The organism is Stenotrophomonas sp. 78350_Sma, assembly GCF_056482105.1.
Window position 1 is genome coordinate 2,011,846 of sequence record NZ_CM151182.1, and the last position, 25,739, is coordinate 2,037,584.

Here is a 25,739-nt window from a genome sequence, read left to right on the forward strand (position 1 = left end):
AAGATGGATTTCGTCACCGAGTGGCTGTGGTTTTTCCTGTTCGTTCCGCTGGCCGCACTGGCCGGGTGGGTGATCGGCCGGCGTGGTGGCCAGCGCCACGGTGACAACCAGGTCAGCCGCCTGTCCAGCACCTACTTCCGTGGCCTGAACTACCTGCTCAACGAGCAGCCGGACAAGGCCATCGAACTGTTCCTGCACATCGCCGAGCTGGACAAGGAAACCTTCGAGACCCAGGTCGCGCTGGGCCACCTGTTCCGCCGCCGCGGTGAAGTCGACCGCGCCATCCGCCTGCACCAGGGGCTGGTCAACCGCCACGACCTGAGCGACGCGCAGCGCGTGCAGGCCCTGCTGGCGCTGGGCGAGGACTACATGAAGTCCGGCCTGCTGGACCGCGCAGAGACTGTGTTCACCGAGCTGGCACAGCTCGACCAGCGCGCCCCGCAGGCGCTCAAGCACCTGATCGGCATCTATCAGGCCGAGCGTGACTGGGAAAAGGCGATCGACAACGCCACCCGCTTCGAAGACGTCACCGGCGAGCCGATGGGCAAGCTGATCGGGCAGTTCGAATGTGAACTGGCTGAACGCTTCCGCGGTGCCGGCAAGCTGGAAGAGGCGAGGGCGGCGATCGCCCGCGCCTACCAGGCCGACGCCATGTCGGTGCGCGCCGGCATCATCGAAGGTCGCCTCGAGACGGATGCGGGCAACGCTGAAGCCGCGGTGCGTGCATTCGAGCGTGCCGCGCGCAACGACCCGGAGTACCTGCCCGAGCTGCTGCCGGCGTTGATGGAAAACTATCGCAAGGTCGGCGACCTGGGCGGCGCACGTGCGTTCCTGTCGGAAATGACCGAACACTACCGTGGCATCGCCCCGGTGCTGGCCCTGACCCGGCTGATGGAAGAGCAGGAGGGCGTGGCTCCGGCCCGGGCCTACCTTGGCCGCCAGCTCAAGGATCGTCCGTCGGTGCGTGGCGAATCCGCGCTGATCGACCTGACCCTGGCCGAGGGCGCCGATTCCACTGCGACCCTGCATGACCTCAAGCACATCACCGACCAGCTGCTGGTGCGCAATCCCGCTTACCGCTGCACCCGTTGCGGGTTCGGTGCGCGCACCCACCATTGGCAGTGCCCGAGCTGCAAGGAATGGGGCACGGTCAAGCCACTGCTGAACTACGCGGTGCTCTGATCCATGCCGTGGCTCGTGATGGGCGCGCTGCTGGGGCTGGCCCTGCTGAGTGCGGGGCTGACCTGGGCGGCACGGGGTTATGCCCTGCGCCAGCAACTGATGGATCAGCCCGGCGAGCGTCGCAGCCATAGCGTGGCGACGCCGCGCGGTGGTGGTATCGCCATCGTCATCAGCCTACTGGTCACCGCCGGTGCAGCGATGTGGGTCTGGCCTGAATCGACACCGAGCCTGCTGGTGGCCAGCCTGGGCCTGGTACTGGTGGCGGGCATCGGCTGGTGGGACGACCACCGGCCGTTGCCGGCCATGCGCCGCCTGCTGGTGCACTTCATTGCCGCCGCGCTGCTGGCCGCCCTGGTCAAGGTGCACGGTGGAAGCTGGTTGCTGGCCGGGCTGGTGCTGGTATTCACCGCCTCGTTGATCAACATCTGGAACTTCATGGATGGCATCAACGGTATTGCCGCCAGCCAGGCCATTGTTGTCGCACTGGGCCTGGCGCCGGTGCTGCCCTGGCCGTACTCGCTGGCGGCGGTGGCACTGGGCCTGGCCTGCCTGGGTTTTCTGCCATTCAATTTCCCGCGGGCCCGGATCTTCATGGGGGATGTCGGAAGTGGCGCGCTGGGCTATGCAGTCGCCGTCGTCCTGGCCATCGCCGCGGTGCGTACCGACATCAACTGGATCCTGCTGCTGGTGCCGGCTTCGGCGTTCCTCGTGGACGCGGGCTTCACACTGGCGGCGCGCATCATTTCCGGACAACGCTGGATGGAACCCCATACCCAGCACGTCTACCAGCGGGCGGTGCAGGCAGGAGCCAGCCACGCCCAGGTGACAGGGATGTACTTTGCTTTGGGCCTGTTCAGTATTACAGTGCTTAATGTCTGCTCCAATTTACAGCCGAGGTGGGAGGCTGTCCTGGCGGTCGCGTGGTTTCTCGCGCTGAGCGTCCTCTGGCTCCTCCTGCGCAATGGATTGCGTCACCGACAAGGAAATACCTGACTTATGGCTTCACCCTGGCGGGACAGAATCCTCGGCCTGATGCCGCGTTCGGCCATCGTCTGCCACGACCTGTTCATGGTCTGGGCATGCTGGCAGCTGCTCCATGCCGGGCGGTACTCGATCCTCCCCAACGCGCCCGCGCTTCCGCTCTGGAATGTCGACACCACGCTGGTGCTGCTGCTGCAGGGCCTGGTGTTCTGGCGCGTGGGCCTGTATCGCGGGCTGTGGCGTTTCGCCAGCGTCAGTGACCTGCTGAACATCTTCAAGGCCAGCTTCATCGGCCTGGTCGGCATCGTGCTGGTCCTGATGTGGAAGCGTTTCGACGGCGTGCCGATGTCGGTGCTGGTGATCTATCCGTTCGCGCTGTCGGCGCTGCTGGGCGCGCCGCGCCTGCTGTACCGGGCCTGGAAGGATTACCAGGCACTGCAGTCGGATTCGAGCGCGCGCCGCGTGCTGATCCTGGGTGCCGGGCAGGCCGCCGAGACCCTGGTCCGCGATCTGCGCCGCTCCGGCAACTTCGAGCCGGTCGGTCTGCTGGACGACGCACCGCACCTGCGCGGCGCCAAGCTGCAGGGCCTGCCGATCCTGGGCAGCCTGGATGATGCCCCGGCCGTGGTCCGCGAGACTGCGGCCAAGTTGCTGGTGATCGCCATGCCCTCGCTCGATGCCGCAGGCATGCAGCGGGTGGTCGCCATCTGCGAAAGCACCGGTGTGCCGTTCCGCACCGTGCCCAAGCTGAGCGACATCCTGCAGGGCCAGTCGCTGCCTGGCCAGCTGAAGGAAGTGGCGATCGAGGACCTGCTCGGCCGCAAGCCGATCACCCCGGACTGGAACCTGATCCGCGGCTGGTTGGGCGGGCGCACCGTGATGGTTACCGGTGCCGGTGGCTCGATCGGCTCGGAGCTGTGCCGCCAGTGCGCGCGCCATGGCGCCGGCCGCATCATCCTGCTGGAGATCAGCGAACTGCTGCTGCTGACCATTGAAGGTGAGCTGCGCCGCAGCTTCCCCGATATCGAGATCGAAGCGGTGCTGGGCGATTGTGGCGATCCTGCGGTGATCCGCCATGCGCTGTCGCTGCATCCGGTCGACACCACGTTCCATGCTGCGGCGTACAAGCATGTGCCGGTGCTGGAGCGGCAGCTGCGCGAAGCCGTGCGCAACAACATCCTGGCGACCGAGAACGTGGCCCGTGCCTGCCTGGAGGCCCGCGTCGAGCATTTCGTGTTCATCTCCACCGACAAGGCGGTCGACCCGGTCAACGCGCTGGGTGCCAGCAAGCGCTATGCCGAGATGATCTGCCAGAGCCTGGACCAGAAGTCCACGCACACCCGTTTCGTTACCGTGCGCTTCGGCAACGTGCTGGCCTCGGCCGGCAGCGTGGTGCCGCTGTTCCGCGAGCAGATCCTGCGTGGTGGGCCGGTCACGGTCACCGACCCGGAAGTCACCCGCTACTTCATGACCATCCCCGAGGCCTGCCAGTTGATCCTGCAGGCAGCGGCCTCGGCCTCGCACGGTGCGATCTACACGCTCGACATGGGCGAGCCGGTGCCGATCCGACTGCTGGCCGAGCAGATGATCCGTCTGGCGGGCAAGCAGCCGTACAAGGACATTCCGATCATCTACACCGGCCTGCGTCCGGGTGAGAAGCTGCACGAGACGCTGTTCTATTCGGACGAGGACTATCGGTCCACCGCGCACCCGAAGATTCTCGAGGCTGGCGTGCGCATGTTCTCGCGCGATCTGGTGCTGGGCAACGTCCCGCGCCTGCGCGAGGCGGTGTGCAGCTATGACGCGGACAGCATCAAGGAAGTCCTGTTTGCAACAATGCCGGAGTTCTCGCCAATCGAACAGGATGCTTACATTTCATCCGCTAAAGTCGTGCCCTTTCCGGCACGCGAGGCCAACAGGCACCAATGAGCAAGCGAATTCGCAAAGCGGTTTTCCCGGTCGCAGGGCTGGGGACGCGTTTTTTGCCAGCAACCAAGACCGTGCCGAAGGAGATGTTGCCGATCATTGATCGGCCGCTGATCCAGTACGCGGTGGATGAAGCAATCGAGGCGGGCTGTGACACGCTGGTGTTCATCACCAACCGTTACAAGCATGCAGTCGCCGACTATTTCGACAAGGCCTACGAGCTGGAACAGAAGCTCGAGCGCGCTGGCAAGCAGGAGCAGCTGGAACTGATCCGTCACGTGCTGCCCAATGGCGTGCGTGCGATCTTCGTGACCCAGGCCGAGGCGCTGGGCCTGGGCCATGCGGTGCTGTGTGCCAAGGCCGTGATCGGTGACGAACCGTTTGCGGTGCTGCTGCCGGACGACCTGATCTGGAACCGCGGCGACGGTGCGCTGAAGCAGATGGCCGATCTCAACGAAGCCAGTGGTGCCAGCGTGATCGCCGTTGAAGACGTGCCGCACGACAAGACCGCCAGCTACGGCATCGTCGCGACCGAGGCCTTCGATGGTCGCAAGGGCCGCATCTCGCAGATCGTGGAGAAGCCCAAGCCGGAGGACGCACCGAGCGACCTGGCGGTGGTCGGCCGCTACGTGCTGAGCCCGAAGATCTTCGAGCTGCTGGAACAGACTGGCAGCGGCGCGGGTGGCGAGATCCAGCTGACCGATGCGATCGCGCAGCTGCTGAAGACCGAAGAGGTCGATGCCTACCGATTCGAGGGCACTCGTTTCGACTGCGGCACGCACCTGGGGCTGGTGGAGGCGACGATCCGCTTCGCGCTGGACAACCCGAAGCTGGCTGGCCCGGCGCGGGAGAAGCTGACGGCGATGTTGGCGGAATAAGGTTTATCAAGCGCTCCGTTCGCGCTTTGATTGATACGTGATGGGCGGGACGGGTGGGCCTTTGCAGGACACGCCGTAAACCCGTCCATGGGGGCTCGGTCGCCGCATCCATGCGGCGAACGGTCCTGCAAAGGCCCACCCGCCCCGCCTGTCATGTTTCCTGCGGGCGCGGACGGGAAGGGCGGAATCAAAGGCAGAAGCACAAGCAAAAAAGGCAGCCTATGGCTGCCTTTTTCGTTTCCAGAGCAGAGGCATCCACGCATGGCGTGGATCTACTGCCTTTGCTCATCCCTCCGCCGCGGGGAGGCTGGAAGGGCCGGGTTGGCAGGGCTGCCCGGGACCGTTGGCGCCATGGATGGCGCCATCGAGCCCCCATGGATGGGTTCACGGCGTGTCCCGGGCAGCCCTGCCAACCCGGCCCACGCCATGAAGCCCAACGAGGCAACGCTTTGAACCTTACAGCGCCTCGAAAATACCCGCTGCGCCCATGCCGGTGCCGATGCACATCGTCACCATGCCGTACTTCTGCTGGCGACGACGCAGGCCGTGCAGCAGGGTCGCGGTACGGATCGCACCGGTTGCACCCAGCGGGTGGCCCAGGGCGATCGCGCCGCCCAGCGGGTTGACCTTGCTCGGGTCCAGGCCGCAATCACGGATCACCGCCAACGACTGCGCGGCGAATGCTTCGTTCAGCTCGATCCAGTCCAGCTGGCCCTGGGTCAGGCCGGCCTGCTTCAGGGCCTTCGGGATCGCGGCGATCGGGCCGATGCCCATCACTTCCGGGCGCACGCCGGCCACCGAGAAGCTGACGAAACGGGCCAGCGGGGTCAGGCCGTAATCCTTGATCGCCTGCTCCGAGGCCAGCAGCACCGCGCCTGCACCATCGCTCATCTGCGACGAGTTACCGGCGGTGACGGTGCCGCCGAACTGGCCGTTGCGGAACACCGGGCGCAGCTTGGCCAGGCCTTCAGCGGACGAATCCGGGCGCGGGCCTTCGTCTGTGTCGGCGATCTTGTTGCGGGTGATGATGCGCTGGCCATCGGCCAGGTCCGGCAGGTGCGAGACGATCTCGTACGGGCTGATCTCGTCCTTGAACTCGCCGTTCTGGATCGCGGCCATCGCCTTCTGGTGCGAGGCCAAGGCGAAGGCGTCCTGGTCTTCGCGCGAGACCTTCCACTCTTCGGCGACCTTCTCGGCGGTGATGCCCATGCCGTAGGCGATGGCCACGTGGTCGTTGTCGAACACGCTCGGTGCCATCGCGATCTTGTTGCCCATCATCGGCACCATCGACATCGACTCGGTGCCACCGGCCAGCATCAGGTCGGCGTTGCCCAGGCGGATCGCGTCGGCGGCCTGCGCGACGGCCTGCAGGCCGGAGGAGCAGAAGCGGTTCACGGTCTGTGCGGCGATGGTGTTCGGCAGGCCAGCCAGCAGCACGCCGATGCGCGCCACGTTCATGCCCTGCTCGGCTTCCGGCATGGCGCAGCCGATGATCGCGTCATCGATGCGGTTGACGTCCACGCCCGGGGCCTGCGCGACGACGCTGCGCAGCACGTGCGCAAGCATGTCGTCGGGGCGGGTGTTGCGGAACATGCCCTTGGGCGCCTTGCCGACCGGGGTGCGGGTGGCGGCGACGATGTAGGCGTCCTGGATTTGCTTGGTCATTGCAGTGATCTCTCGAATAGGTTTTGCCGGTGTGCCCACCAGGGTGGGCATCTACCAGAGGCAGTGGGATGCCGGCCGCAGCCGGCACCCGCCATCAATCAGTTACGCAGCGGCTTGCCGGTCTTCAGCATGTGCGCGATGCGGGCCTGGGTCTTTTCCTGCTGGGCCAGTTCGACGAAGTGCTTGCGCTCCAGGGTCAGCAGCCACTCTTCGTCCACCAGGGTGCCGCGGTCGACCTTGCCGCCGCACAGCACGGTGGCGATGCGCTCGGCGATCTCGTAGTCGTACGGGCTGATGAAGCGACCTTCCAGCATGTTGACCAGCATCATCTTGAAGGTGGCGATTCCCACGTCACCGGCGACCTGGATGCGGCGTGCCGGCAGCGGCGGGCGGTAACCGGCTTCGGCCAGGGCGCGGGCTTCAGCCTTGGCGATGTACAGCGCCTCGTAGCTGTTGAATACCACCTTGTCGGTGCTGCGCAGCAGGCCCAGTTCCTTGGCGTTGACGGCCGAGTTGGACACCTTGGCCATCGCCACGGTCTCGAAGGTCTTCTTCAGTTCGGCGAACACGTCACCGCCCGGACCGGCTGCCTGCGAGGCACGCACGGCCAGTTCCTTCAGGCCACCACCGGCCGGCAGCAGGCCGACGCCGGCCTCGACCAGGCCGATGTAGCTTTCCAGGAAGGCCACGGTCTTGGCGCTGTGCATCTGGAACTCGCAGCCGCCGCCCAGGGCCAGGCCGCGCACCGCAGCCACCACCGGCACCAGCGAGTACTTGATGCGCTGGCTGGTGCGCTGGAAGTTGGCGACCATCTCTTCGAACTGGTCGACCTTGCCGGCCTGCAGCAGGCCGAGCGCACCGGCCAGGTCGGCACCGGCGGAGAAGGGTTCCTTCTGCTGCCAGATCACCAGGCCCTGGAAGTCCTTCTCGGCGCGGCTGACGCATTCCTGCAGGCCATCGAGCACCTGGTCGGACACGGTGTTCATCTTGGTCTTGAAGCTGACCACGGCGATGCCGTCGCCGTCGTGCCACATGCGCAGGCCGTCGTTCTCGAACACGGTCTCGCCCGGCGCGAACTTTTCGCCCAGCAGCGGATCCGGGAAGCGCTGGCGCTGGTACACCGGCAGCGACGAGCGCGGCAGCTTGGCGTTGCGCGACGGGCTGTAGCTGCCTTCGGCGGCATGCACGCCGTCGCGGCCATCGAACACCCAGTCCGGCAGCGGCGCGTTGCTCATGCTCTTGCCGGCCACGATGTCATCGGCGATCCACTGCGCGACCTGCTTCCAGCCGGCGGCCTGCCAGGTTTCGAACGGGCCGAGCGACCAGCCGTAGCCCCAGCGGATGGCCAGGTCCACGTCGCGTGCGGTCTCGGCGATGTCGGCCAGGTGGTAGGCGCTGTAGTGGAACAGGTCGCGGAAGGTCGCCCACAGGAACTGCGCCTGCGGATGCTGGCTCTCGCGCAGCTTGGCGAACTTCTCGGCCGGGTTTTTGATCTTCAGGATCTCGACCACTTCCGGCGCGGCAGCGCGATCAGCCGGACGGTAGTCCTGCTTCTCCAGGTCGAGCACGACGATGTCCTTGCCGACCTTGCGGAAGATGCCAGCGCCGGTCTTCTGGCCCAGCGCGCCCTTGGAAATCAGCGCGTCCAGCCACTTCGGCGACTTGAAGAACTCATGCCACGGGTCGCTCGGCAGGGTGTCGCCCATGGTCTTGATGACGTGGGCCATGGTGTCCAGGCCGACCACGTCGGAAGTGCGGTAGGTAGCCGACTTCGGGCGGCCCACCAGCGGGCCGGTCAGGCCGTCCACTTCATCGAAGCCCAGGCCGAACTGCTGGGTGTGGTGGATGGTGGACAGGATCGAGAACACGCCGATGCGGTTGCCGATGAAGTTCGGGGTGTCCTTGGCGTACACCACGCCCTTGCCCAGGGTGGTGACCAGGAATGCTTCCAGGCCTTCCAGCACGGCGGCATTGGTGGTGGTGGCCGGGATCAGCTCGGCCAGGTGCATGTAGCGCGGCGGGTTGAAGAAATGTACGCCGCAGAAGCGGTGGCGCAGCTGCTCGGGCAGCACGTCGGCCAGCTTGTTGATGCCCAGGCCCGAGGTGTTGGAGGCCAGCACCGCGTGGTCGGCCACGAACGGGGCGATCTTCTTGTACAGGTCCTGCTTCCAGTCCATGCGCTCGGCGATGGCCTCGATGATCAGGTCGCAGTCCTTCAGCTGCTCCAGGCCGGACTCGTAGTTGGCCGGGGTGATGGCTTCGGCCAGCGACTTGCTGGCCAGCGGCGCCGGGCTCAGCTTGCCCAGGTTGGCGATCGCCTTCAGCACGATGCCGTCGGCCGGACCTTCCTTGGCAGGCAGGTCGAACAGCACGGTGTCGACGCCAGCATTGGTGAGGTGGGCGGCGATCTGGGCACCCATGACGCCGGCACCCAGCACGGCGGCGCGGCGGACTAGCAGGGAATTGGACATGGTGTAGGGCCTTTGTTGGTCAGCAGTTACTGGGTGGGTCACACCCGGTGGAATCACGGGGAAGCGGGCAGGGCGCTGGCGCGTGCGGCGGCGCGGAACCCGGCTTCGGCGAAATGGATCAGTTCGTGGGCGGCATGGGCACGATGCGCCGCTTCGGTGACACCGGCGGGACGCTTGATCAGCCCGAAGTCGGCCATGGCATAGGTGAGCGAGCCGGCCAGGAAATCCAGGCGCCAGTACAGCTCTTCCTTGCTCAGGTCCGGCACGCATTCGGCAATCGCCTTGCCGAACGCACGCAGCACGTGGCCGTAGTGGTCGGACAGGAACTTGCGCAGGTTGTCGTTCTTCTCGGCGTAGGCGCGTGCGATCACGCGCACGAAGGCGCCGCCGTTCTGGCGGTCCTGGGCCAGTGCCAGCGCCGGCTCGACAAAGGCGGCCAGCACCGGGCGCAGTTCGCCGGGGTGTTCGCTGCGGGCGCGCTCGAGCTGCGACAGGCGGGCACCGGTCATCTCGTCCATGCGGCGGCGGAACACCTCGTTGACCAGGTTTTCCTTGGAACCGAAGTGGTAGTTGACCGCGGCGATGTTGACGTCGGCCTGGCTGGTCACCTGGCGCAGCGAGGTGCCGGCGAAGCCGTGCTGGGCGAACAGCTCCTCGGCGGCACCGAGGATCCGGTCCTTGGTCGAGAAGTGGGCGGGCTTGGCCATCGGTGGGCGGACCTTAATCAAACGATTGTTTGATACTAGAACCAGACGGTGGCGTATGGCATTTTGCAGTGCAGCAAAATGGCCGTGGCGGTTACAGGGGATTCAGTAGTGCCAGCCCATGGCTGGCAACCCACAATCCTGAATGGGAGCCCCGGGACCGCAAACGCCGGGCATCAGGCCTGCCAGCCATGGGCTGGCACTACTGAGTGGGATCTCTTACAATTCGCCTACGTTTATCAGGCTAAGCCCGCGTCCCGACGCGGGTTTTTTTCATGTTACCCTTCGGGCCATCAGCGGCCCGATTCCATTGGAGACATCCCATGGCGCTGGAGCGCACCCTTTCGATCATCAAGCCGGACGCCGTTGCCAAGAACGTCATCGGCGAAATCTACGCCCGCTTCGAGAAGGCCGGCCTGAAGGTCGTGGCCGCCAAGTACAAGCAGCTGTCGCGCCGTGAAGCCGAAGGCTTCTACGCCGTGCACCGCGAGCGTCCGTTCTTCAACGCGCTGGTCGAGTTCATGATCTCCGGCCCGGTGATGATCCAGGCCCTGGAAGGCGAGAACGCCGTCCTGGCCCACCGCGACCTGCTGGGCGCCACCAACCCGAAGGAAGCCGCTGCGGGCACCATCCGCGCCGACTTCGCCGAATCCATCGATGCCAATGCCGCCCACGGCTCGGACTCGGTCGAGAATGCCGCGATTGAAATCGCCTACTTCTTCGCCGCCACCGAAGTCGTTTCGCGCTGAGAGTAATGCCGTGAACGAGGTCGTACAGTCCCCCGCCATCCAGCCGCTGCCGAAGACGGCACCCACGGCTGGCAAGCAGAACCTGCTCGACCTCGATCGCGCGGGCCTGGAGAAGTTTTTCGTCGAGGTTCTTGGCGAAAAGAAGTTCCGTGCCCATCAGGTGATGAAGTGGATCCACCATCGCTACGTCACCGATTTCGATGAAATGACCGACCTCGGCAAGGTCCTGCGCGCCAAGCTGCAGGCCCATGCCGAGGTGCTGGTTCCCAACATCGTGTTCGACAAGCCCTCCGCCGACGGCACCCACAAGTGGCTGCTGGCGATGGGCGTGGATGGCAAGAACGCGATCGAGACCGTGTACATCCCCGACAAGACCCGCGGCACGCTGTGCGTGTCCTCGCAGGTCGGTTGCGGCCTGAACTGCACGTTCTGCTCCACTGCTACCCAGGGCTTCAACCGCAACCTGACCACTGCCGAGATCATCGGCCAGGTGTGGGTTGCCGCACGCCACCTGGGCAACGTGCCGCACCAGATGCGCCGCCTCACCAACGTGGTGATGATGGGCATGGGCGAGCCGCTGATGAATTTCGACAACGTCGTGCGCGCCATGAGCGTGATGCGCGACGACCTGGGCTACGGCCTGGCCAACAAGCGCGTGACCCTGTCGACCTCCGGCCTGGTGCCGCAGATCGACCGCCTGTCTGCCGAAAGCGACGTGTCGCTGGCGGTGTCGCTGCACGCGCCGAACGATGCGCTGCGCGAAACGCTGGTGCCGCTCAACAAGAAGTACCCGATCGCCGAGCTGATGGCCTCGTGCGCACGCTACCTGCGCGCCAACAAGCGCCGCGAATCGGTCACCTTCGAATACACCCTGATGAAGGGCATCAACGACAAGCCCGAGCATGCCCGCGAGCTGGCCCGCCTGATGCGCCAGTTCGACAACGCGGTGCAGGCCAAGGATTCGGGCAAGGTCAACCTGATCCCGTTCAATCCGTTCCCCGGCACCCGCTACGAGCGTTCGGAAGAAGCGCACATCCGTGCCTTCCAGAAGATCCTGCTCGACAGCAACGTGCTGACCATGGTCCGCCGTACCCGTGGCGATGACATCGACGCCGCCTGTGGCCAGCTCAAGGGCCAGGTAATGGACCGCACCCGCCGCCAGGCGGAGTTCAACAAGACGCTGCAGGCGGGGAAGGGGAGCGATGCCGCGGCCTGACCGCCTCTGGCTGGTTCTGTTCGCAGGTGTGCTGGCCCTCGCGGTCGGCGGCTGCAAATCCCATCCCAAGGCCAAGCTTGGCCCGAGCGAGGCGCCGGTCTACTCCGTCCGTGATCCGGAAGGGGTGCGACAGCAGGTGCGTTGGCGGGAGTTGCTGACCCTGGCCGGCCGCGACATCCAGGGCGGTAATCTCGATGCTGCCGAGCGCAAGGCGCGCGAAGCCCAGAAGCTGGTGCCGACGGCCCCCGACGGCCTGGTCCTGCTTGCGGGCATCGACGAGCGTCGCGGTCGCAGCCAGCAGGCCGGCGAGAACTTCCGCAAGGCTGCCGAGCTGGCGCCGCAACGCGGCGACGTGCTCAACAACTATGGTGCCTGGCTCTGCCAGCAGGGTCAGGCGGCCGAATCGCTGATCTGGTTCGATCGTGCCCAGCGGGCGCCGGGCAATCCCGCCGTAGCCGAAGCACAGGCCAACGCCGGCAGCTGTGCGCTGGATGCAGGCCAGTTCGAACGTGCCGGGCGCGACCTGCGCGCGGCGCTGGCGACACTGCCCGGCAACCCGGTCGCATTGGAGGCCATGGCCCAGCTCAGCTTCCGCCAGGGCCGCTACATGGAGGCCCGGGCCTTCGCCGAGCGTAGGATTACGGCTGCACCCGCAACGCGTTCCGTGTTACAACTTGCGTCTCAAATCGAAGCGCGGCTGGGGGATAGGGCGGCATCTGACCGCTATCTCCAGCGGATTCGACAGGAATTTCCGCAGGAAGCGGGCTCCTAACTCCAGGGTTGATGCATTGTGATTGATGACCAGACTGTGAGCGCTCTCGAGACTGCGGCCGGCTGCGGCACCCGCCTGCGCCAGGCCCGTGAAGCGGCCGGACTGACCCTTGAGGATGTCGGCTCGCGCCTGCGCATGCCGGTCCAGGTGGTCAAGTCGCTGGAAGAAGAGCAGTGGCAGAAGCTGGGGGCGCCTGTATTCGTGCGCGGCCAGCTGCGCAGCTACGCGCGCCTGCTTGATGTCGATGTGAGCCAGCTGCTCGAGCAGGCACAGGTGGGGCCGGTAGTGCCGCCCACCCTGGTCAGCCATACCCATACCCCGCGTGCGCGCCGCATTGCCGAGAATCTCGGCCGGCGCGTGCTGTACGTCGGCATCACCGCCGTGCTGGCCGTGCCGGTGTGGTTCGCCACCCGCGGCCATTTCGATGGCAGTGCCACGCCGTCGCCGAACACCGCCTCGCTGGACGCGATCCCGGCCGCTGTGCCGGTGGCCCCCTCCGCTGCGGGTGTCGAGCCGGCAGCCCCGGTTGAAGTCGCCAGTGCCCCGGCCAGCAAGCCGGCCGCAACCCCGTATGTCGCTTCGCTGTCGCCGGTGCCGCGTTCGGCACCCACTGCGCCCGTGTCCGCCAATACGCTGGAGATGCAGTTCAGTGGCGACAGCTGGGTCGATATCGGTGGTCCGGACGGCGCCACCGTCGAAAAGGCGCTGATCAAATCCGGCGAGAGCCGCAGCTTCACGCCGGGCCAGGTGACCCGGGTGACCCTGGGCAACGCCTCGGCGGTCCAGGTTCAGCAGAACGGCGCTATCGTCGATCTGACCCCCTACCAGCGAGCCAACGTGGCACGCTTTCAGGTATCCTCTGAAGGCTCCGTAGTCCCGGTTTCGCACTGAGGCGCGGTTTCACCACCTTCGATTAAACCCAATGGTCCCTCCCGATGGGCGGGGCGAGAGTACGCATGGCGATCGACGATCTGCTCGACGAGCACGAACAAAGTGAACGCGTCCGCAGCTGGCTGCGGAAGAATGGCGCCAGCATCCTCGGTGGCGTAGCCATCGCGATCGGTGCCATTGCCGGCTGGCAGTGGTACCAGAAGGATCAGGGCGGCAAGCTGGCCTCGGCCAACGTGGAGTACCAGAAGGCGCTGGTCGGTCTTCAGCAGAACAAGCTCGACGACGCTGCCAAGGCAGTGAAGGCGCTCGAAGCCGGCCCGTCCAGCATCTACGGCGACCTCGCGGCGCTGCAGCTGGCCAAGGCCCAGGTCGATGCCGGCAAGAACGAAGAAGCGCTGGCCACCCTGCGCGCCGTGAAGGTCGAAGGTGACCTGCAGCGCGTGGTCGACCAGCGTGTGGCCCGCCTGCTGGTGGCCACCGGCAAGAGCGACGAGGCGATCAAGCTGCTGGGCAGCGCGACCGACAGCAGCAGCCTGGAAATCCATGGCGATGCGCTGCTGGCGCAGGGCAAGCGCGATGATGCCCGCGCACAGTACGAGAAGGCGCTGAAGTCGCTGGACGTGGCAGCGCCGCAGCGGCGCCTGCTGGAAACCAAGGTTATGGATGCCGGCGGCACGGTCGCCGCCCCTGCGGAGTCGGTTTGATGAGTCAGAAGGTCATGATCACCCGTGTCGCCACCGTGCTCCTGATGGGCATGGCCCTGACCGGCTGCAGCACCGTCAAGGGCTGGTTCGCCGGCAAGGACGCGGCAGCGAAGAAGGCCCAGGAGCCGGCTGAGCTGGTCAAGTTCGAGCCGAGCGTGAAGGTCAACAAGGCCTGGTCGGTCAACCTCGGCAAGGGCGAGCGCCGCATCGGCGTGCGCCAGGGCCCGGCGGTGGCCAATGGCCACGTGTTTGCCGCGGCGATCACCGGTGGCGTGCACGCCATCGACCTGCAGACCGGCAAGAAGGTCTGGACCTGGGAGCCGCAGAAGGAAAAGAAGAAGCCGAAGCTGCGCCTGTCCGGCGGCCCGGGTGTCGGTGAGAACCTGGTCGTGATCGGCACGCTCGATGGCCAGGTCATCGCCCTGGACATCAATGACGGCAGCGAGAAGTGGCGCGCCCGTGTTCCGGGTGAAGTCATTGCCGCGCCGGCCGTGGCCCAGGGCCTGGTGTTCGTGCGCAGCAACGACGGCCGCGTCACCGCCTTCGATGCCGGCAATGGCACCCAGAAGTGGTTCAATCCGAGCGAACTGCCGGCGCTGACCGTGCGCGGCAACGCACCGGTGGTCACCGGTCCGGGCGTGCTGTTCATCGGCAAGGACGAAGGCGCGGTTGCCGCGCTGGCCATGCAGGATGGGCGTACCCTGTGGGAACAGAACCTTGGCAACGGCGAAGGCCGTACCGAGCTGGACCGCATGGCCGACGTCGACGGTGCTCCGGTGCTGGAGGGCAACACCCTCTTCGTGAGCAGCTTCAAGAACCAGACCATGGCCATCGAAGGCCCGACCGGTCGCCCGCTGTGGGCGCGTGACCATGGCGGTGCAGGTGGCGTGGCGGTGTCGTCGGGCAATGTGTTCGTTACCGACAACAAGGGTGGCGTGTTCGGCCTGGACAAGGCGACCGGCGCTGCCATGTGGTCGCAGACCGAGCTGGCGCGTCGTTCGCTGACCGGCCCGGCGCTGCACGGTGATTACGTGGTCGTCGGCGACTACAAGGGATACGTGCACTGGTTGAAGACCTCCGATGGTGCGATGGCGGCACGGGCGAAGAGCGGCGGTGACGCCCTGCTGGCCCAGCCGGTCGTCGTCGACGGGGTGCTGCTGGTGCAGAACGTGGATGGCAAGCTGACCGCCTTCCGGTTGGCAAATTAAAAATTGGAGTAATCGCGATGCTGCCTTTGGTCGCCCTGGTTGGACGGCCGAACGTCGGCAAGTCGACTATTTTCAATGCGCTTACGCGCACCCGCGACGCGCTGGTCCATGACCAGCCCGGCGTCACCCGTGACCGCAACTACGGCGTCTGCCGCCTCGACGAGGACAACCATTTCCTCGTCGTGGATACCGGCGGTATCGCCGGTGAGGACGAAGGCCTGGCGGGCGCCACCACGCGCCAGGCCCGGGCTGCCGCGGCTGAGGCCGATCTGATCCTGTTCGTCGTCGACGCCCGCGAGGGCACCTCGGCGCTGGACGACGAGATCCTGGCCTGGCTGCGCAAGCTGTCGCGCCCGACGCTGCTGCTGATCAACAAGATCGATGGCACCGACGAGGACAGCGTGCGTTCGGAGTTCGCCCGTTACGGCTTCGGCGAGATGCTGACCGTCTCGGCCGCGCATCGCCAGGGTCTGGACGACCTGCTGGACGAAGTGATCCAGCGCCTGCCGGAAGAAGGCAGCGGCGAAGAGCTGGACAACGACCCGAACCGCATCCGCATCGCCTTCGTCGGCCGCCCGAACGTGGGCAAGTCGACTCTGGTCAACCGCATCCTCGGCGAGGAGCGAATGATCGCCTCCGACGTGCCGGGCACCACCCGCGACTCGATCGCCGTGGACCTGGAGCGCGACGGCCGCGAGTACCGCCTGATCGATACCGCCGGCCTGCGCCGCCGTTCGCGCGTGGACGAGGTCGTCGAGAAGTTCTCGGTGGTCAAGACCATGCAGTCGATCGAGCAGTGCCAGGTGGCCGTGCTGATGCTGGACGCCACCGAAGGCGTGACCGATCAGGACGCCACCGTGCTCGGTGCCGTGCTCGATGCCGGCCGCGCGCTGGTCATTGCCATCAACAAGTGGGATGGCCTGACCGAGTACCAGCGCGAGCAGGCCGAAACCATGCTGTCGCTGAAGTTGGGCTTCGTGCCGTGGGCCGAATCGGTCCGCATCTCGGCCAAGCACGGTTCGGGCCTGCGCGAGCTGTTCCGTGCGGTGCACCGGGCGCACGAATCGGCGAACAAGACCTTCACCACCAGCGAAGTGAACAAGGCGCTGGAAGTGGCTTACGAGACCAATCCGCCGCCGACCATCCGCGGCCACGTCTCCAAGCTGCGCTACGTGCACCCGGCCGGCGCAAACCCGCCGACCTTCATCGTGCACGGCACGCGCCTGAAGGAGCTGCAGGAATCGTACAAGCGCTACCTGGAGAACTTCTTCCGCAAGCGTTTCAAGCTGATCGGTACGCCGGTGAGCTTCATCTTCCGCGAAGGTACCAACCCGTACGAGGGCAAGAAGAACGTCCTCACCGAGCGGCAGGTCAAGGCCAAGCGGCGCTTGATGAAGCACGTCAAGGGCAAGTGATTCACGAGAAGGCGGCCGCAGGGCCGCCTTTTTCGTTTGAACGCACCATGATGGAGCACTTGCCCAAGGAAATCTGATGGGCGTTGAAACGGGCAGTGGGCTTGGAGCTTTGGGTCGCGTTGCCTGTCTGGGACGGGCGGCTGGATACTGGTGATCGACGCCTTAAATCCTGCTGTTCGCCGGTTCCAATGGCGCAGGGATGCGCGGCAATGTGCAGTACGCGGAGCTTGGGTCGCGGGTATGCAATTGCCCAGTCATGTTGCTTCGTCGAACGTTTCATCCTTCATTGAGCTCATAAGCAAACAGCTCACAAGTAAACAGAGGGAGTATGGACGCGCATGTCGCAGCCAAGCATGGATATGGAGCTTTCGAATGTGTCTATCGTGACCAAGGTCTACAGTTGGCGCGGTGTGCATGTCGCTTATCGGGCCAATAGTTCCTGGATTCCTTGCGCCGAAGGAAATCGGCATTTTCAGGCTCTCCGTGAAAGAATTGCAAACAAGATCTGCGAAGAAGTAGAGCCTCATATCACGTGTGCTACTAAGGTCTATTCTTCTGATGGGCGCGTCACAGGATATGACTGGGACGGGGGCTTTATTCCTCATGAATCCCAGAATCATCTGTTCCAACTTCTTCGTGCAGCGATCGAATCTGGCGTTTGCCGGGTAAATGAACCCCTAGTGGTCGATGCGCGTATCTCAAAGATCGATAGCCTTATTTTTTGCGTCGTTCTGGAACGGGGGTGGCAGCATCTGGCAGGTCGCCTGGAGACGTTGATTGAACATCGAGCCAGCCCCGAAAGTGATCCAGTCGCATTGCAGGTGCGGCTCCACAATCTGCCGGCCGAAGCGGGTGATGTATTTCCCTTGGTCTGCGAAGCAGTGGGAGCCGAGCTGCCGGAGCATCCGATTCCTCTGAGAGTCCTCAAGGCAGCGATGATCGAGATAGAGATCTCTGCTAAACAGTTACTCAAGATTTTCAGGGGGGAGCTTGCGCGCATCGAGGAGCGGGTCGCGCCTTTTGTGAGTGATCAGTTAGAGCAGCATTTGGCGCGCTCGGGAAGAAGCAAGGCAAGGGGGCCATCAATCGATTGGCTGATTCATATGGCTCCCTATTACCTCACTTACGTCATCGCTGATGCAGCCAATGTTGCGCTTCAAGCGTTCGCACTTGAGTATGGGGGGAACGTGCCTGGGCACGTAACAGAAGATGCGCTGTTACGTTCTAATCTCACATTTGCGAGACTCGACGACGGCCAGATAAGGATTCAGGGGTTTGCGAGCCAGAACGATGCTTCGTTTCAGGTTCAAGGGCGCTGGGAGGGGAGAGCGGCTTTATCAACCGTATCCGGCGAACATGGCCGCAGGGTTGTCGATCTTGGATTCGTTTCTTCTCGGGCTCGGCAGCTCTTCCAGTCAGGGTTTGCGGCGGAGGCTTTGGTCGTCGTGAACGCAGCCTTTGAAGTAGTGGTCGAGCGTTATCTTGTCCTTGCCGTGGCGAGCGACATCGGTGCAGTAGAAGAGGTGAAAATCCAAGGGCACCGGCAACACCTCAGATTGCTACATAAGGTCGTTTCAGCCGAAACAGAGCCGAACTTGCGAGGCGCGGAATTTAAGGAGTTCGTTTCGGTGATGATTGAGGTGAATGCGATGCGCAATGACTACCTCCATCAGCTGGTGCCTCCCAGCCGAGATCCTTGGAAGCTTGCAAAGCTTGATCGAATTGTGGGTCGCGTGCTGCCGTTTCTAACGGATCCGTTTCGCACAATGAGTACTCTCGGTTGTCTTCTTCAACATGGTGTACCGCAACAGGAGACAACAAGCCTTCTTCTGGCCGAGCTCAAATAGTTGAGGCGGTCAGGTGCATGGGCAGCTGTTGCCGCCAGTCCACGAGGGTATCTCCTCAGCCGGCTTCGGCTCTCGTTGGTGCCGGATACAGAACGCTACTGAATTCGCCCAGCGCCTAATGGACATCGCCAGGGTAGCAATTCCCAAAGTGGATAATGGGCGGAAGTCCAGCGGCTGCATGCAGGACCGCCAGTGCGACCCGCGTGGTTTCCGCAGCCGGAGAAGGCAGGTGGCGCATCATGGCGTATCTTGGGGTCCGAACCCTCTTATGTGAACAGGGTTCGGACCCTGTGCTTGGCCGTACTTTTGCGATAATTCGTGCATGAGCATCCAAGAGCTTTCCCCCACGCAGGCACGCGAGCGCCTGGCCCACGGCGCCGTGCTGATCGATGTGCGCGAGGCGCATGAGCGGGCCGGGGGCATGGCCGAGGGCGCGCGTGGCGTGGCCAAGGGTGAGCTGCAGGCCGACCCGGCCGTGCATCTGCCGGCGCAGCACCAGGAAATCCTCCTCATCTGCCAGAGCGGCAAGCGCTCTGCCGATGCCGCCCAGTTCCTGCTGGAGGCTGGCTACACAAACGTCGCTTCCGTGACGGGCGGCACCGTGGCCTGGCGCGAGCAGTCGCTGCCGTTGGTGCAGCCGCTGGCCAGCGCTGCCGACCGCGATTTCTACGACCGTTATTCGCGCCACCTGCTGCTGCCGCAGGTGGGCGAGGCGGGCCAGCGCCGGCTGCAGCAGTCGCGCGTGCTGGTGCTGGGCGCGGGTGGGCTGGGCGCACCGGCTGGCTTCTATCTGGCTGCGGCCGGGGTAGGGCACCTGCGCTTCGCCGACCATGACCGCGTAGAGCGCAGCAACCTGCACCGGCAGATCGTGCATACCGAAGCCAGCGTCGGCCAGCTCAAGGTCGATTCCGCGCGCGAGCGATTGCTGGCGCTGAATCCGTCGATCGAGGTTGAGGCGGTGCCCGAGCGGGTCACCTCCGACAACGTGGATGCCCTGCTGGAGGGCGTGGACGTGGTGCTGGATGGCTCGGACAACTTCCCCCTGCGCTACCTGCTCAACGACGCCTGCATCAAGCACGCGATACCGCTGGTGTACGCCGCCATCGAGCGCTTCGATGGCCAGGTAAGCGTGTTTGACGCCGGCCGCCAGCGCGGCGTGGCGCCGTGCTACCGCTGCCTGTTCCCGGAACCGCCGCCGCCGGAGTTCGCGCCGAATTGTTCCGAGGCCGGTGTGCTGGGCGTGCTCCCCGGCTTGGCCGGCGTGCTGCAGGCCACCGAGGTGCTGAAGCTGCTGCTGGGCATCGGCGAGCCGCTGGTCGGCCGGCTGCTGCGCTTCGATGCGCTGGGCATGCGCTTCCGCGAGACCGGCATCCGGCCGGACCCGCACTGCCCGGTGTGCGCACCGGGCGTGTCGTTCCCGGGGTATATCGATTACGCCGCGTTCTGCCGGGGTGGGTGAGGCTGGCCTGGCAATGCCTTGGTAGATGTCGACCTTGGTCGGCGTTTTCGTGCCAACCAAGGTTGGCACCCACCGAAGCGGGTGCATGGTTTCGGGATCCGGCATCCGGCCGGACCCGCACTGCCCGGTGTGCGCGCTGGGCGTGCCGTTCCCGGGGTATATCGATTACGCCGCGTTCTGCCGGGGTGGGTGAACCCGGCCGGGGAATGCCTTGGTAGATGTCGACTTGGTCGGCGTTTTCGTGCCAACCAAGGTTGGCACCCACCGAAGCGGGTGCATGGTTTCGGGATCCGGCATCCGGCCGGACCCGCACTGCCCGGTGTGCGCGCCGGGCGTGCGGTTCCCGGGGTATATCGATTACGCCGCGTTTTGTCGGGTTGGGTGAGGCTGGCCGGGGATTCATCCACGCATGGCGTGGATCTACTGTAGAGCCGAGCCCGTGCTCGGCTGCTTCTGGCCTCGGCACGAAGAGCAGCCGAGCGTGGGCTCGGCTCTACAGGTTGTGGTTTCGGATTGTGCCAACCAAGGTTGGCGCCTACCGAGGCGGGTGCATGGTTTCGGGATGATGCTGGGGGTCGCTCCCTGCATCGTTCCACCTTCAAGACAATCCGGCGCAACATGCGTGCTATTGCCGTCATCGGCATTGCTCTATTGTTGAACCCGATTCTGGATCTTGGGGAAAACACCGCATGGCGGTAGAAGCAGCGACCAGCGAGCTGGTCAAGGTCGTCGCCCTGTTGGGCGCGGCGGTGGTGATGGTGCCTTTGTTCCGCCGGGCCGGCCTGGGCTCGGTGCTGGGCTACTTCGCCGCTGGCCTGGCGATCGGACCGTTCGGGCTGGGCTGGTTCTCCGACCCCCAGGCCATCCTGCATACCGCCGAGCTCGGCGTGGTGATGTTCCTGTTCGTGATCGGGCTGGAGATGCGGCCCTCCCACCTGTGGAGCCTGCGCAAGGAAATCTTCGGGCTGGGCACCCTGCAGATCGTCACCTGTGCGCTGGTGCTGACCAGCATCGCCAAGCTGTTCGGCCTGCCGTGGCAGGTGGCCTTCATCGGCGCCACCGGCTTCGTGCTCACCTCCACCGCGGTGGTGATGCAGCTGCTGGCCGAGCGCGGCGATATCGCGCTGCCGTCGGGGCAGAAGATCGTCTCGATCCTGCTGTTCGAAGATCTGCTGATCGTGCCGTTGCTGGCGCTGGTGGCCTGGATGGGCCCGAGCGCAGGCAGTGCCGATGGCGAGGGCTCGCGTTGGCTGTCGGTGGCGATCGGCGTGGGCGCCATCGTTGGCCTGGTGTTGGTCGGCCGCTTCCTGCTCAACCCGCTGTTCCGCCTGCTGGCCGAATCGAAGGCGCGTGAGGTGATGACCGCCGCCGCGCTGCTGGTGGTGCTGGGTGCCGCGCTGCTGATGCAGCTGTCCGGCCTGTCGATGGCGATGGGTGCGTTCCTGGCCGGCGTGTTGCTCAGCGAGTCGACCTTCCGCCACCAGATCGAGGCGGACATCGAGCCGTTCCGCGGCATCCTGCTCGGCCTGTTCTTCCTCAGCGTGGGCATGGCGCTGGACCTGGGCGTGGTGGCTGGCAACTGGCAGCTGATCCTCGGCCTGGTGCTGGCGTTGATGGCGGCCAAGGCGCTGTGCATCTACGTGGTCGCGCGCATCATGGGTAGCGACCACGCGCAGGCGCTGGATCGCGGCGTGCTGATGGCGCAGGGCGGCGAGTTCGCCTTCGTGCTGTTCTCTGCCGCCGCATCGGCCGGCGTGATCAACCTGGAGATCAATGCCAACTTCACCGCCGTGGTGGTGCTGTCGATGGCGCTGACCCCGCTGGTGGTGCTGGTCTACAAGCGCGTGGCGCCGAAGCCGACGGTGAACATGGATGGTGTGGACGAAGCCGATGGCCTGTCCGGCAGCGTGCTGCTGATCGGCTTCGGTCGCTTCGGCCAGGTCGCCAGCCAGTCGCTGCTGGCGCGCGACGTGGACGTGACCATCATCGACAACGATGTGGAGATGATCCAGAGCGCGGCGCGCTTCGGTTTCAAGATCTATTACGGTGATGGCACCCGCCTGGATGTGCTGCATGCTTCGGGTGCCGCGACCGCGCGTGCGATTGCAGTGTGCGTGGACAAGGCCGAGGCCGCCGACCGCATCGTGGAACTGGTGGCGCACGAGTTCCCGCAGGCCAAGCTGATGGTGCGTTCGTTCGACCGCGAACATTCGCTGCGGCTGATCCATGCCGGTGTCGATTTCCAGATCCGCGAGACGTTTGAGTCGGCGGTGTTGTTTGGCCAGGCCGCGCTGGTGGAGCTGGGTGCGGACGAGGACGATGCGATCGAGATTGCCGAGCAGATCCGTCGCCGCGATGCCGAGCGCTTCGAGCTGGAGATTGCCGGTGGTGGTTTGAATGCCGGCGCGCGGATGATCTACGGCAACAGCCCGCAGGGCGTACCGACGCCGACCCCGTTCACCGCACCGAAGCGGGAGAGCAAGACGCTGAACCCGCAGGATGTGCCGGAAGAGGAAGAATAAAGCCCGGTAGTGCCGGCCGCTGGCCGGCAACCTCAGCGCACCATCCGTCGGTAGTGCCGGCCGCTGGCCGGCAAATACGTAAACGTTCCGACGTTATCGGGTTGCCGGCCAGCGGCCGGCACTACCGGTGCGCGGTGTCGGCGCGCGGCGGTGGGCGAGGGGGCCTGAATCAGGGACAATAGCGTCCCCGCCGCCCCACGCCCGCTCCCGATGACCGATTCCGCCTCCCAGCTTCCTGCCCGCATCCTCGATGGCCGCCGTATCGCCGAGGACCTGCTCGACAGCCTGAAGGTGCGCGTCGACGCCCGCGTGGCCGCTGGCGGCAGCCGCCCGGGCCTGGCCGTGGTGCTGGTCGGTGGCGACCCGGCCTCGACCGTGTACGTGCGCAACAAGCGCCGTGCCGCGGAGAAGGTCGGCATCGAAGCACATGACTACGATCTGCCGGCCGGTACCACCGAAGCCGAGCTGCTCGACCTGATCGACCAGCTCAACGCCGATCCGAAGATCAACGGCATCCTGATCCAGCTGCCGCTGCCGGGCATCCCCGACGCACGCCGGCTGATCCAGCGCATCGACCCGCGCAAGGATGTGGACGGCTTCCACCCGGAAAACGTCGGCCACCTGGCCCTGCGCGAGTTCGGCCTGCGCCCGTGCACCCCGCGCGGCATCACCACGCTGCTCGGCCACACCGACCAGCCGGTGCGCGGCCGCAACGCCACCATCGTGGGCGTGAGCAACCACGTCGGCCGACCGATGGGCCTGGAACTGCTGATTGCCGGTTGCACCGTGACCAGCTGCCACAAGTTCACCCCCAAGGACGTGCTGGAACAGGCCGTGCGCAACGCCGACATCCTGGTGGTGGCGGTGGGCCGCCCGGGCATCGTGCCGGGCGAGTGGGTGAAGCCGGGCGCGGTGGTGATCGACGTTGGCATCAACCGGTTGGATGACGGCCGGTTGGTGGGCGACGTTGGGTTTGAAGCGGCTGCCCAGCGGGCGAGCTGGATCACCCCGGTGCCGGGTGGCGTGGGCCCGATGACCGTGGCCACGCTGATGCAGAACACCCTGGAAGCGGCGGAAGCGCTGAGCTGACCTGCGATTGGGAGATCTGCTGTTGGTGGGTGCCGACCGTTGGTCGGCACAATGCCGGGGCAGGCCGATGACCCGCTCCTGGTAGGTGCCAACCTTGGTTGGCACACAGCCATCGGGGCCATCGGCCCATCTGGGGTCCAGGTGCCGGACGGATCGTGCCAACCAAGGTTGGCACCTACCAAAGGCGCTCCAGGACTGGCCCGAGTGATCCTCTTAAGGTGGGTGCCGACCGTTGGTCGGCACAATGCAGGAGCACAGATGTCTGAAGGGTAGTGCGGACCAACGGTCCGCACCCACCAAAGGCAGGCCGATGACTCGCTCCTGGTAGGTGCCAACCTTGGTTGGCACACATCCATCGGGACCATCGGCCCATCTGGGGTCCAGGTGCCGGACGGCCCGTGCCAACCAAGGTTGGCACCTACCAAAGGCGGTATGCCGCCGGCCCGGATGGCCCCCTGAACCAATCACCGCCCGCGCGACACTGCGTCGCATCTACCCCCTGCCACACGGCGCGAAAAAGGGGTAAAATGTCGCGCTTCCCCACATCTCGGGTATGCCGATGCTGCGCATCCAGGCTGAAGCACTCACTTACGACGACGTCTCGCTCGTCCCCGCCCATTCGACCATCCTGCCCAAGGACGTCAACCTCGAAACGCGGTTGACTCGCGACCTGAAGCTCAAGCTTCCGATCCTGTCTGCAGCCATGGATACCGTCACCGAAGCCCGCCTGGCCATCGCCATGGCACAGCTCGGCGGCATGGGCATCATCCACAAGAATCTCAGCCTGGAACAGCAGGCCGCGGAAGTGGCCAAGGTCAAGAAGTTCGAGGCCGGTGTCATCCGCGACCCGATCACCGTTGGCCCGGAAACCACCATCCGCGACGTGCTGGCCCTGACCCAGGCGCACAACATCTCCGGCGTGCCGGTGGTGGGCAGCGACGGCCAGCTGGCCGGCATCGTGACCCACCGCGACATGCGCTTCGAGACCGAACTGGACGATCCGGTCCGCCACATCATGACCAAGAAGGATCGCCTGATCACGGTCAAGGAAGGCGCCGCGTCTGACGAAGTGCTGCAGCTGCTGCACCGCAACCGCATCGAAAAGGTGCTGGTGGTCAATGACTCGTTCGAACTGCGTGGCCTGATCACCGTCAAGGACATCCAGAAGAACACCGACTTCCCCAACGCTGCCAAGGATCTGTCGACCCGCCTGCTGGTCGGCGCTGCCGTCGGCGTGGGTGGCGATACCGATCGCCGCGTGGAAGCGCTGGTCGCCGCCGGCGTGGACGTGATCGTGGTGGATACCGCGCACGGCCACTCGCAGGGCGTGCTGGACCGCGTCAGCTGGGTCAAGAAGAACTTCCCGAACGTGCAGGTCATCGGTGGCAACATCTGCACCGGCGAAGCCGCACTGGCGCTGCTGGACAGCGGCGCGGACGCGGTCAAGGTCGGCATCGGCCCGGGCTCGATCTGCACCACCCGCGTCGTCGCCGGCGTCGGCGTGCCGCAGGTCACAGCCATTGATCTGGTGGCCGAAGCGCTGCAGGACCGCATCCCGCTGATCGCCGACGGTGGCATCCGCTACTCGGGCGACATCGGCAAGGCGCTGGCCGCCGGTGCCTCGACCATCATGGTCGGCGGCCTGCTGGCCGGTACCGAGGAATCGCCCGGCGAGACCGAGCTGTACCAGGGTCGTTCGTACAAGAGCTACCGCGGCATGGGTTCGCTGGCTGCCATGGAGAAGGGGTCGAAGGACCGCTACTTCCAGGACGCCGCCACCGCCGACAAGCTGGTGCCGGAAGGCATCGAAGGCCGCGTGCCGTACCGCGGCCCGGTGGGCGGCATCATCCACCAGCTGATGGGCGGCCTGCGCGCCACCATGGGCTACGTGGGCTGCGCCACCATCGAAGACATGCGCAGCAAGCCCAAGTTCGTGAAGATCAGCGGCGCCGGCCAGCGTGAGAGCCACGTCCACGACGTGACCATCACCAAAGAGCCGCCGAACTACCGCGCCTGACGCGGGCCGAGCAAAGAGGAACGAGGAAGCTGATTCCCGTTCC

At 65.4% G+C, this 25,739-nt stretch carries 19 protein-coding genes; 16 read left to right on the plus strand and 3 right to left on the minus strand.

Going from position 1 to position 25,739, the window contains the following annotated elements:
* Positions 1-3 precede the first annotated feature (3 nt).
* From lapB to galU, 4 genes are read left to right on the plus strand one after another with little or no spacing between them, the layout of a single operon-like run.
* Entirely contained in the window at positions 4-1,182 is a 1,179-nt protein-coding gene (gene lapB / locus ACZK4H_RS09475) for a lipopolysaccharide assembly protein LapB (protein ID WP_049428020.1), read from the plus strand.
* Between the two features lie 3 nt (positions 1,183-1,185).
* Complete coding sequence (locus ACZK4H_RS09480) at positions 1,186-2,175, plus strand: MraY family glycosyltransferase (protein WP_099552293.1); 990 nt, start codon at positions 1,186-1,188, stop codon at positions 2,173-2,175.
* Positions 2,176-2,178: 3 nt separating this feature from the next.
* Positions 2,179-4,092 carry a polysaccharide biosynthesis protein gene (locus ACZK4H_RS09485; RefSeq protein WP_164145981.1) on the plus strand — a complete coding sequence of 638 codons (1,914 nt, stop codon included), beginning with the start codon at positions 2,179-2,181 and terminating at the stop codon, positions 4,090-4,092.
* The gene (gene galU / locus ACZK4H_RS09490) at positions 4,089-4,967 is read left to right on the plus strand and encodes a UTP--glucose-1-phosphate uridylyltransferase GalU (protein WP_024956143.1); all 879 of its coding nucleotides are present in this window, start codon (positions 4,089-4,091) and stop codon (positions 4,965-4,967) included. Before ACZK4H_RS09485 ends, galU begins: the two co-directional genes overlap by 4 nt.
* A 456-nt stretch (positions 4,968-5,423) precedes the next feature.
* Here the strand turns inward: galU and ACZK4H_RS09495 are convergent, their stop codons facing one another.
* The 3 genes from ACZK4H_RS09495 to ACZK4H_RS09505 all read right to left on the minus strand — a co-directional run bounded on the left by ACZK4H_RS09495 (position 5,424) and on the right by ACZK4H_RS09505 (position 9,810).
* Complete coding sequence (locus ACZK4H_RS09495) at positions 5,424-6,632, minus strand: acetyl-CoA C-acyltransferase (protein WP_099552925.1); 1,209 nt, start codon at positions 6,630-6,632, stop codon at positions 5,424-5,426.
* Between the two features lie 98 nt (positions 6,633-6,730).
* Entirely contained in the window at positions 6,731-9,103 is a 2,373-nt protein-coding gene (locus ACZK4H_RS09500) for a 3-hydroxyacyl-CoA dehydrogenase/enoyl-CoA hydratase family protein (RefSeq protein ID WP_099552924.1), read from the minus strand.
* 53 nt (positions 9,104-9,156) lie between these two features.
* Complete coding sequence (locus ACZK4H_RS09505) at positions 9,157-9,810, minus strand: TetR/AcrR family transcriptional regulator (RefSeq protein WP_099552923.1); 654 nt, start codon at positions 9,808-9,810, stop codon at positions 9,157-9,159.
* Positions 9,811-10,130: 320 nt separating this feature from the next.
* On the opposite strand from ACZK4H_RS09505, the gene ndk reads away from it, so the two are divergent.
* The 12 genes from ndk (at position 10,131) to guaB (ending at position 25,696) form a co-directional block, all read left to right on the plus strand.
* Positions 10,131-10,556, plus strand: a complete 426-nt coding sequence (ndk, locus tag ACZK4H_RS09510) for a nucleoside-diphosphate kinase (protein ID WP_008265389.1) — start codon at positions 10,131-10,133, stop codon at positions 10,554-10,556.
* Between the two features lie 10 nt (positions 10,557-10,566).
* Complete coding sequence (rlmN, locus tag ACZK4H_RS09515) at positions 10,567-11,772, plus strand: dual-specificity RNA methyltransferase RlmN (RefSeq protein WP_099552922.1); 1,206 nt, start codon at positions 10,567-10,569, stop codon at positions 11,770-11,772.
* Positions 11,759-12,544, plus strand: coding sequence for a tetratricopeptide repeat protein (locus ACZK4H_RS09520; RefSeq protein WP_478473078.1), 786 nt, complete (start codon positions 11,759-11,761; stop codon positions 12,542-12,544). Before rlmN ends, ACZK4H_RS09520 begins: the two co-directional genes overlap by 14 nt.
* Positions 12,545-12,562: 18 nt before the next feature.
* Positions 12,563-13,435: a RodZ domain-containing protein gene (locus ACZK4H_RS09525; protein ID WP_099552920.1), complete on the plus strand. Its 873-nt coding sequence runs from the start codon at positions 12,563-12,565 to the stop codon at positions 13,433-13,435.
* A 65-nt stretch (positions 13,436-13,500) separates the two neighbouring features.
* Positions 13,501-14,139, plus strand: a complete 639-nt coding sequence (locus ACZK4H_RS09530) for a YfgM family protein (protein ID WP_043884373.1) — start codon at positions 13,501-13,503, stop codon at positions 14,137-14,139.
* Positions 14,139-15,347 carry an outer membrane protein assembly factor BamB gene (bamB, locus tag ACZK4H_RS09535; RefSeq protein ID WP_099552919.1) on the plus strand — a complete coding sequence of 403 codons (1,209 nt, stop codon included), beginning with the start codon at positions 14,139-14,141 and terminating at the stop codon, positions 15,345-15,347. The genes ACZK4H_RS09530 and bamB overlap by 1 nt, the downstream gene beginning before the upstream one ends.
* Positions 15,348-15,364: 17 nt before the next feature.
* Complete coding sequence (gene der / locus ACZK4H_RS09540) at positions 15,365-16,762, plus strand: ribosome biogenesis GTPase Der (protein ID WP_012479950.1); 1,398 nt, start codon at positions 15,365-15,367, stop codon at positions 16,760-16,762.
* A gap of 338 nt (positions 16,763-17,100) precedes the next feature.
* Positions 17,101-18,609: a hypothetical protein gene (locus tag ACZK4H_RS09545; RefSeq protein WP_158230216.1), complete on the plus strand. Its 1,509-nt coding sequence runs from the start codon at positions 17,101-17,103 to the stop codon at positions 18,607-18,609.
* A gap of 322 nt (positions 18,610-18,931) precedes the next feature.
* Positions 18,932-20,068 carry a molybdopterin-synthase adenylyltransferase MoeB gene (gene moeB / locus ACZK4H_RS09550; RefSeq protein WP_099552916.1) on the plus strand — a complete coding sequence of 379 codons (1,137 nt, stop codon included), beginning with the start codon at positions 18,932-18,934 and terminating at the stop codon, positions 20,066-20,068.
* A gap of 689 nt (positions 20,069-20,757) precedes the next feature.
* Positions 20,758-22,590, plus strand: a complete 1,833-nt coding sequence (locus tag ACZK4H_RS09555) for a monovalent cation:proton antiporter-2 (CPA2) family protein (RefSeq protein ID WP_099552915.1) — start codon at positions 20,758-20,760, stop codon at positions 22,588-22,590.
* 210 nt (positions 22,591-22,800) lie between these two features.
* Positions 22,801-23,679: a bifunctional methylenetetrahydrofolate dehydrogenase/methenyltetrahydrofolate cyclohydrolase FolD gene (gene folD / locus ACZK4H_RS09560; protein WP_005409307.1), complete on the plus strand. Its 879-nt coding sequence runs from the start codon at positions 22,801-22,803 to the stop codon at positions 23,677-23,679.
* A 559-nt stretch (positions 23,680-24,238) separates the two neighbouring features.
* A complete protein-coding gene (gene guaB / locus ACZK4H_RS09565; protein ID WP_005416248.1) occupies positions 24,239-25,696 on the plus strand; it encodes an IMP dehydrogenase in 1,458 nt (485 codons plus the stop codon).
* Positions 25,697-25,739 lie beyond the last annotated feature (43 nt).

What these genes read in the sequence shown, in the direction of transcription:
- lapB (WP_049428020.1), top strand. Translation starts at nt 4, where the DNA reads ATGGATTTCGTCACCGAGTGGCTGTGGTTTTTCCTGTTCGTTCCGCTG.
- ACZK4H_RS09480 (WP_099552293.1), top strand. Translation starts at nt 1,186, where the DNA reads ATGCCGTGGCTCGTGATGGGCGCGCTGCTGGGGCTGGCCCTGCTGAGT.
- ACZK4H_RS09485 (WP_164145981.1), top strand. Translation starts at nt 2,179, where the DNA reads ATGGCTTCACCCTGGCGGGACAGAATCCTCGGCCTGATGCCGCGTTCG.
- galU (WP_024956143.1), top strand. Translation starts at nt 4,089, where the DNA reads ATGAGCAAGCGAATTCGCAAAGCGGTTTTCCCGGTCGCAGGGCTGGGG.
- ACZK4H_RS09495 (WP_099552925.1), bottom strand. Translation starts at nt 6,632, where the DNA reads ATGACCAAGCAAATCCAGGACGCCTACATCGTCGCCGCCACCCGCACC.
- ACZK4H_RS09500 (WP_099552924.1), bottom strand. Translation starts at nt 9,103, where the DNA reads ATGTCCAATTCCCTGCTAGTCCGCCGCGCCGCCGTGCTGGGTGCCGGC.
- ACZK4H_RS09505 (WP_099552923.1), bottom strand. Translation starts at nt 9,810, where the DNA reads ATGGCCAAGCCCGCCCACTTCTCGACCAAGGACCGGATCCTCGGTGCC.
- ndk (WP_008265389.1), top strand. Translation starts at nt 10,131, where the DNA reads ATGGCGCTGGAGCGCACCCTTTCGATCATCAAGCCGGACGCCGTTGCC.
- ACZK4H_RS09520 (WP_478473078.1), top strand. Translation starts at nt 11,759, where the DNA reads ATGCCGCGGCCTGACCGCCTCTGGCTGGTTCTGTTCGCAGGTGTGCTG.
- ACZK4H_RS09530 (WP_043884373.1), top strand. Translation starts at nt 13,501, where the DNA reads ATGGCGATCGACGATCTGCTCGACGAGCACGAACAAAGTGAACGCGTC.
- bamB (WP_099552919.1), top strand. Translation starts at nt 14,139, where the DNA reads ATGAGTCAGAAGGTCATGATCACCCGTGTCGCCACCGTGCTCCTGATG.
- der (WP_012479950.1), top strand. Translation starts at nt 15,365, where the DNA reads ATGCTGCCTTTGGTCGCCCTGGTTGGACGGCCGAACGTCGGCAAGTCG.
- ACZK4H_RS09545 (WP_158230216.1), top strand. Translation starts at nt 17,101, where the DNA reads ATGTCGCAGCCAAGCATGGATATGGAGCTTTCGAATGTGTCTATCGTG.
- moeB (WP_099552916.1), top strand. Translation starts at nt 18,932, where the DNA reads ATGAGCATCCAAGAGCTTTCCCCCACGCAGGCACGCGAGCGCCTGGCC.
- ACZK4H_RS09555 (WP_099552915.1), top strand. Translation starts at nt 20,758, where the DNA reads ATGGCGGTAGAAGCAGCGACCAGCGAGCTGGTCAAGGTCGTCGCCCTG.
- folD (WP_005409307.1), top strand. Translation starts at nt 22,801, where the DNA reads ATGACCGATTCCGCCTCCCAGCTTCCTGCCCGCATCCTCGATGGCCGC.
- guaB (WP_005416248.1), top strand. Translation starts at nt 24,239, where the DNA reads ATGCTGCGCATCCAGGCTGAAGCACTCACTTACGACGACGTCTCGCTC.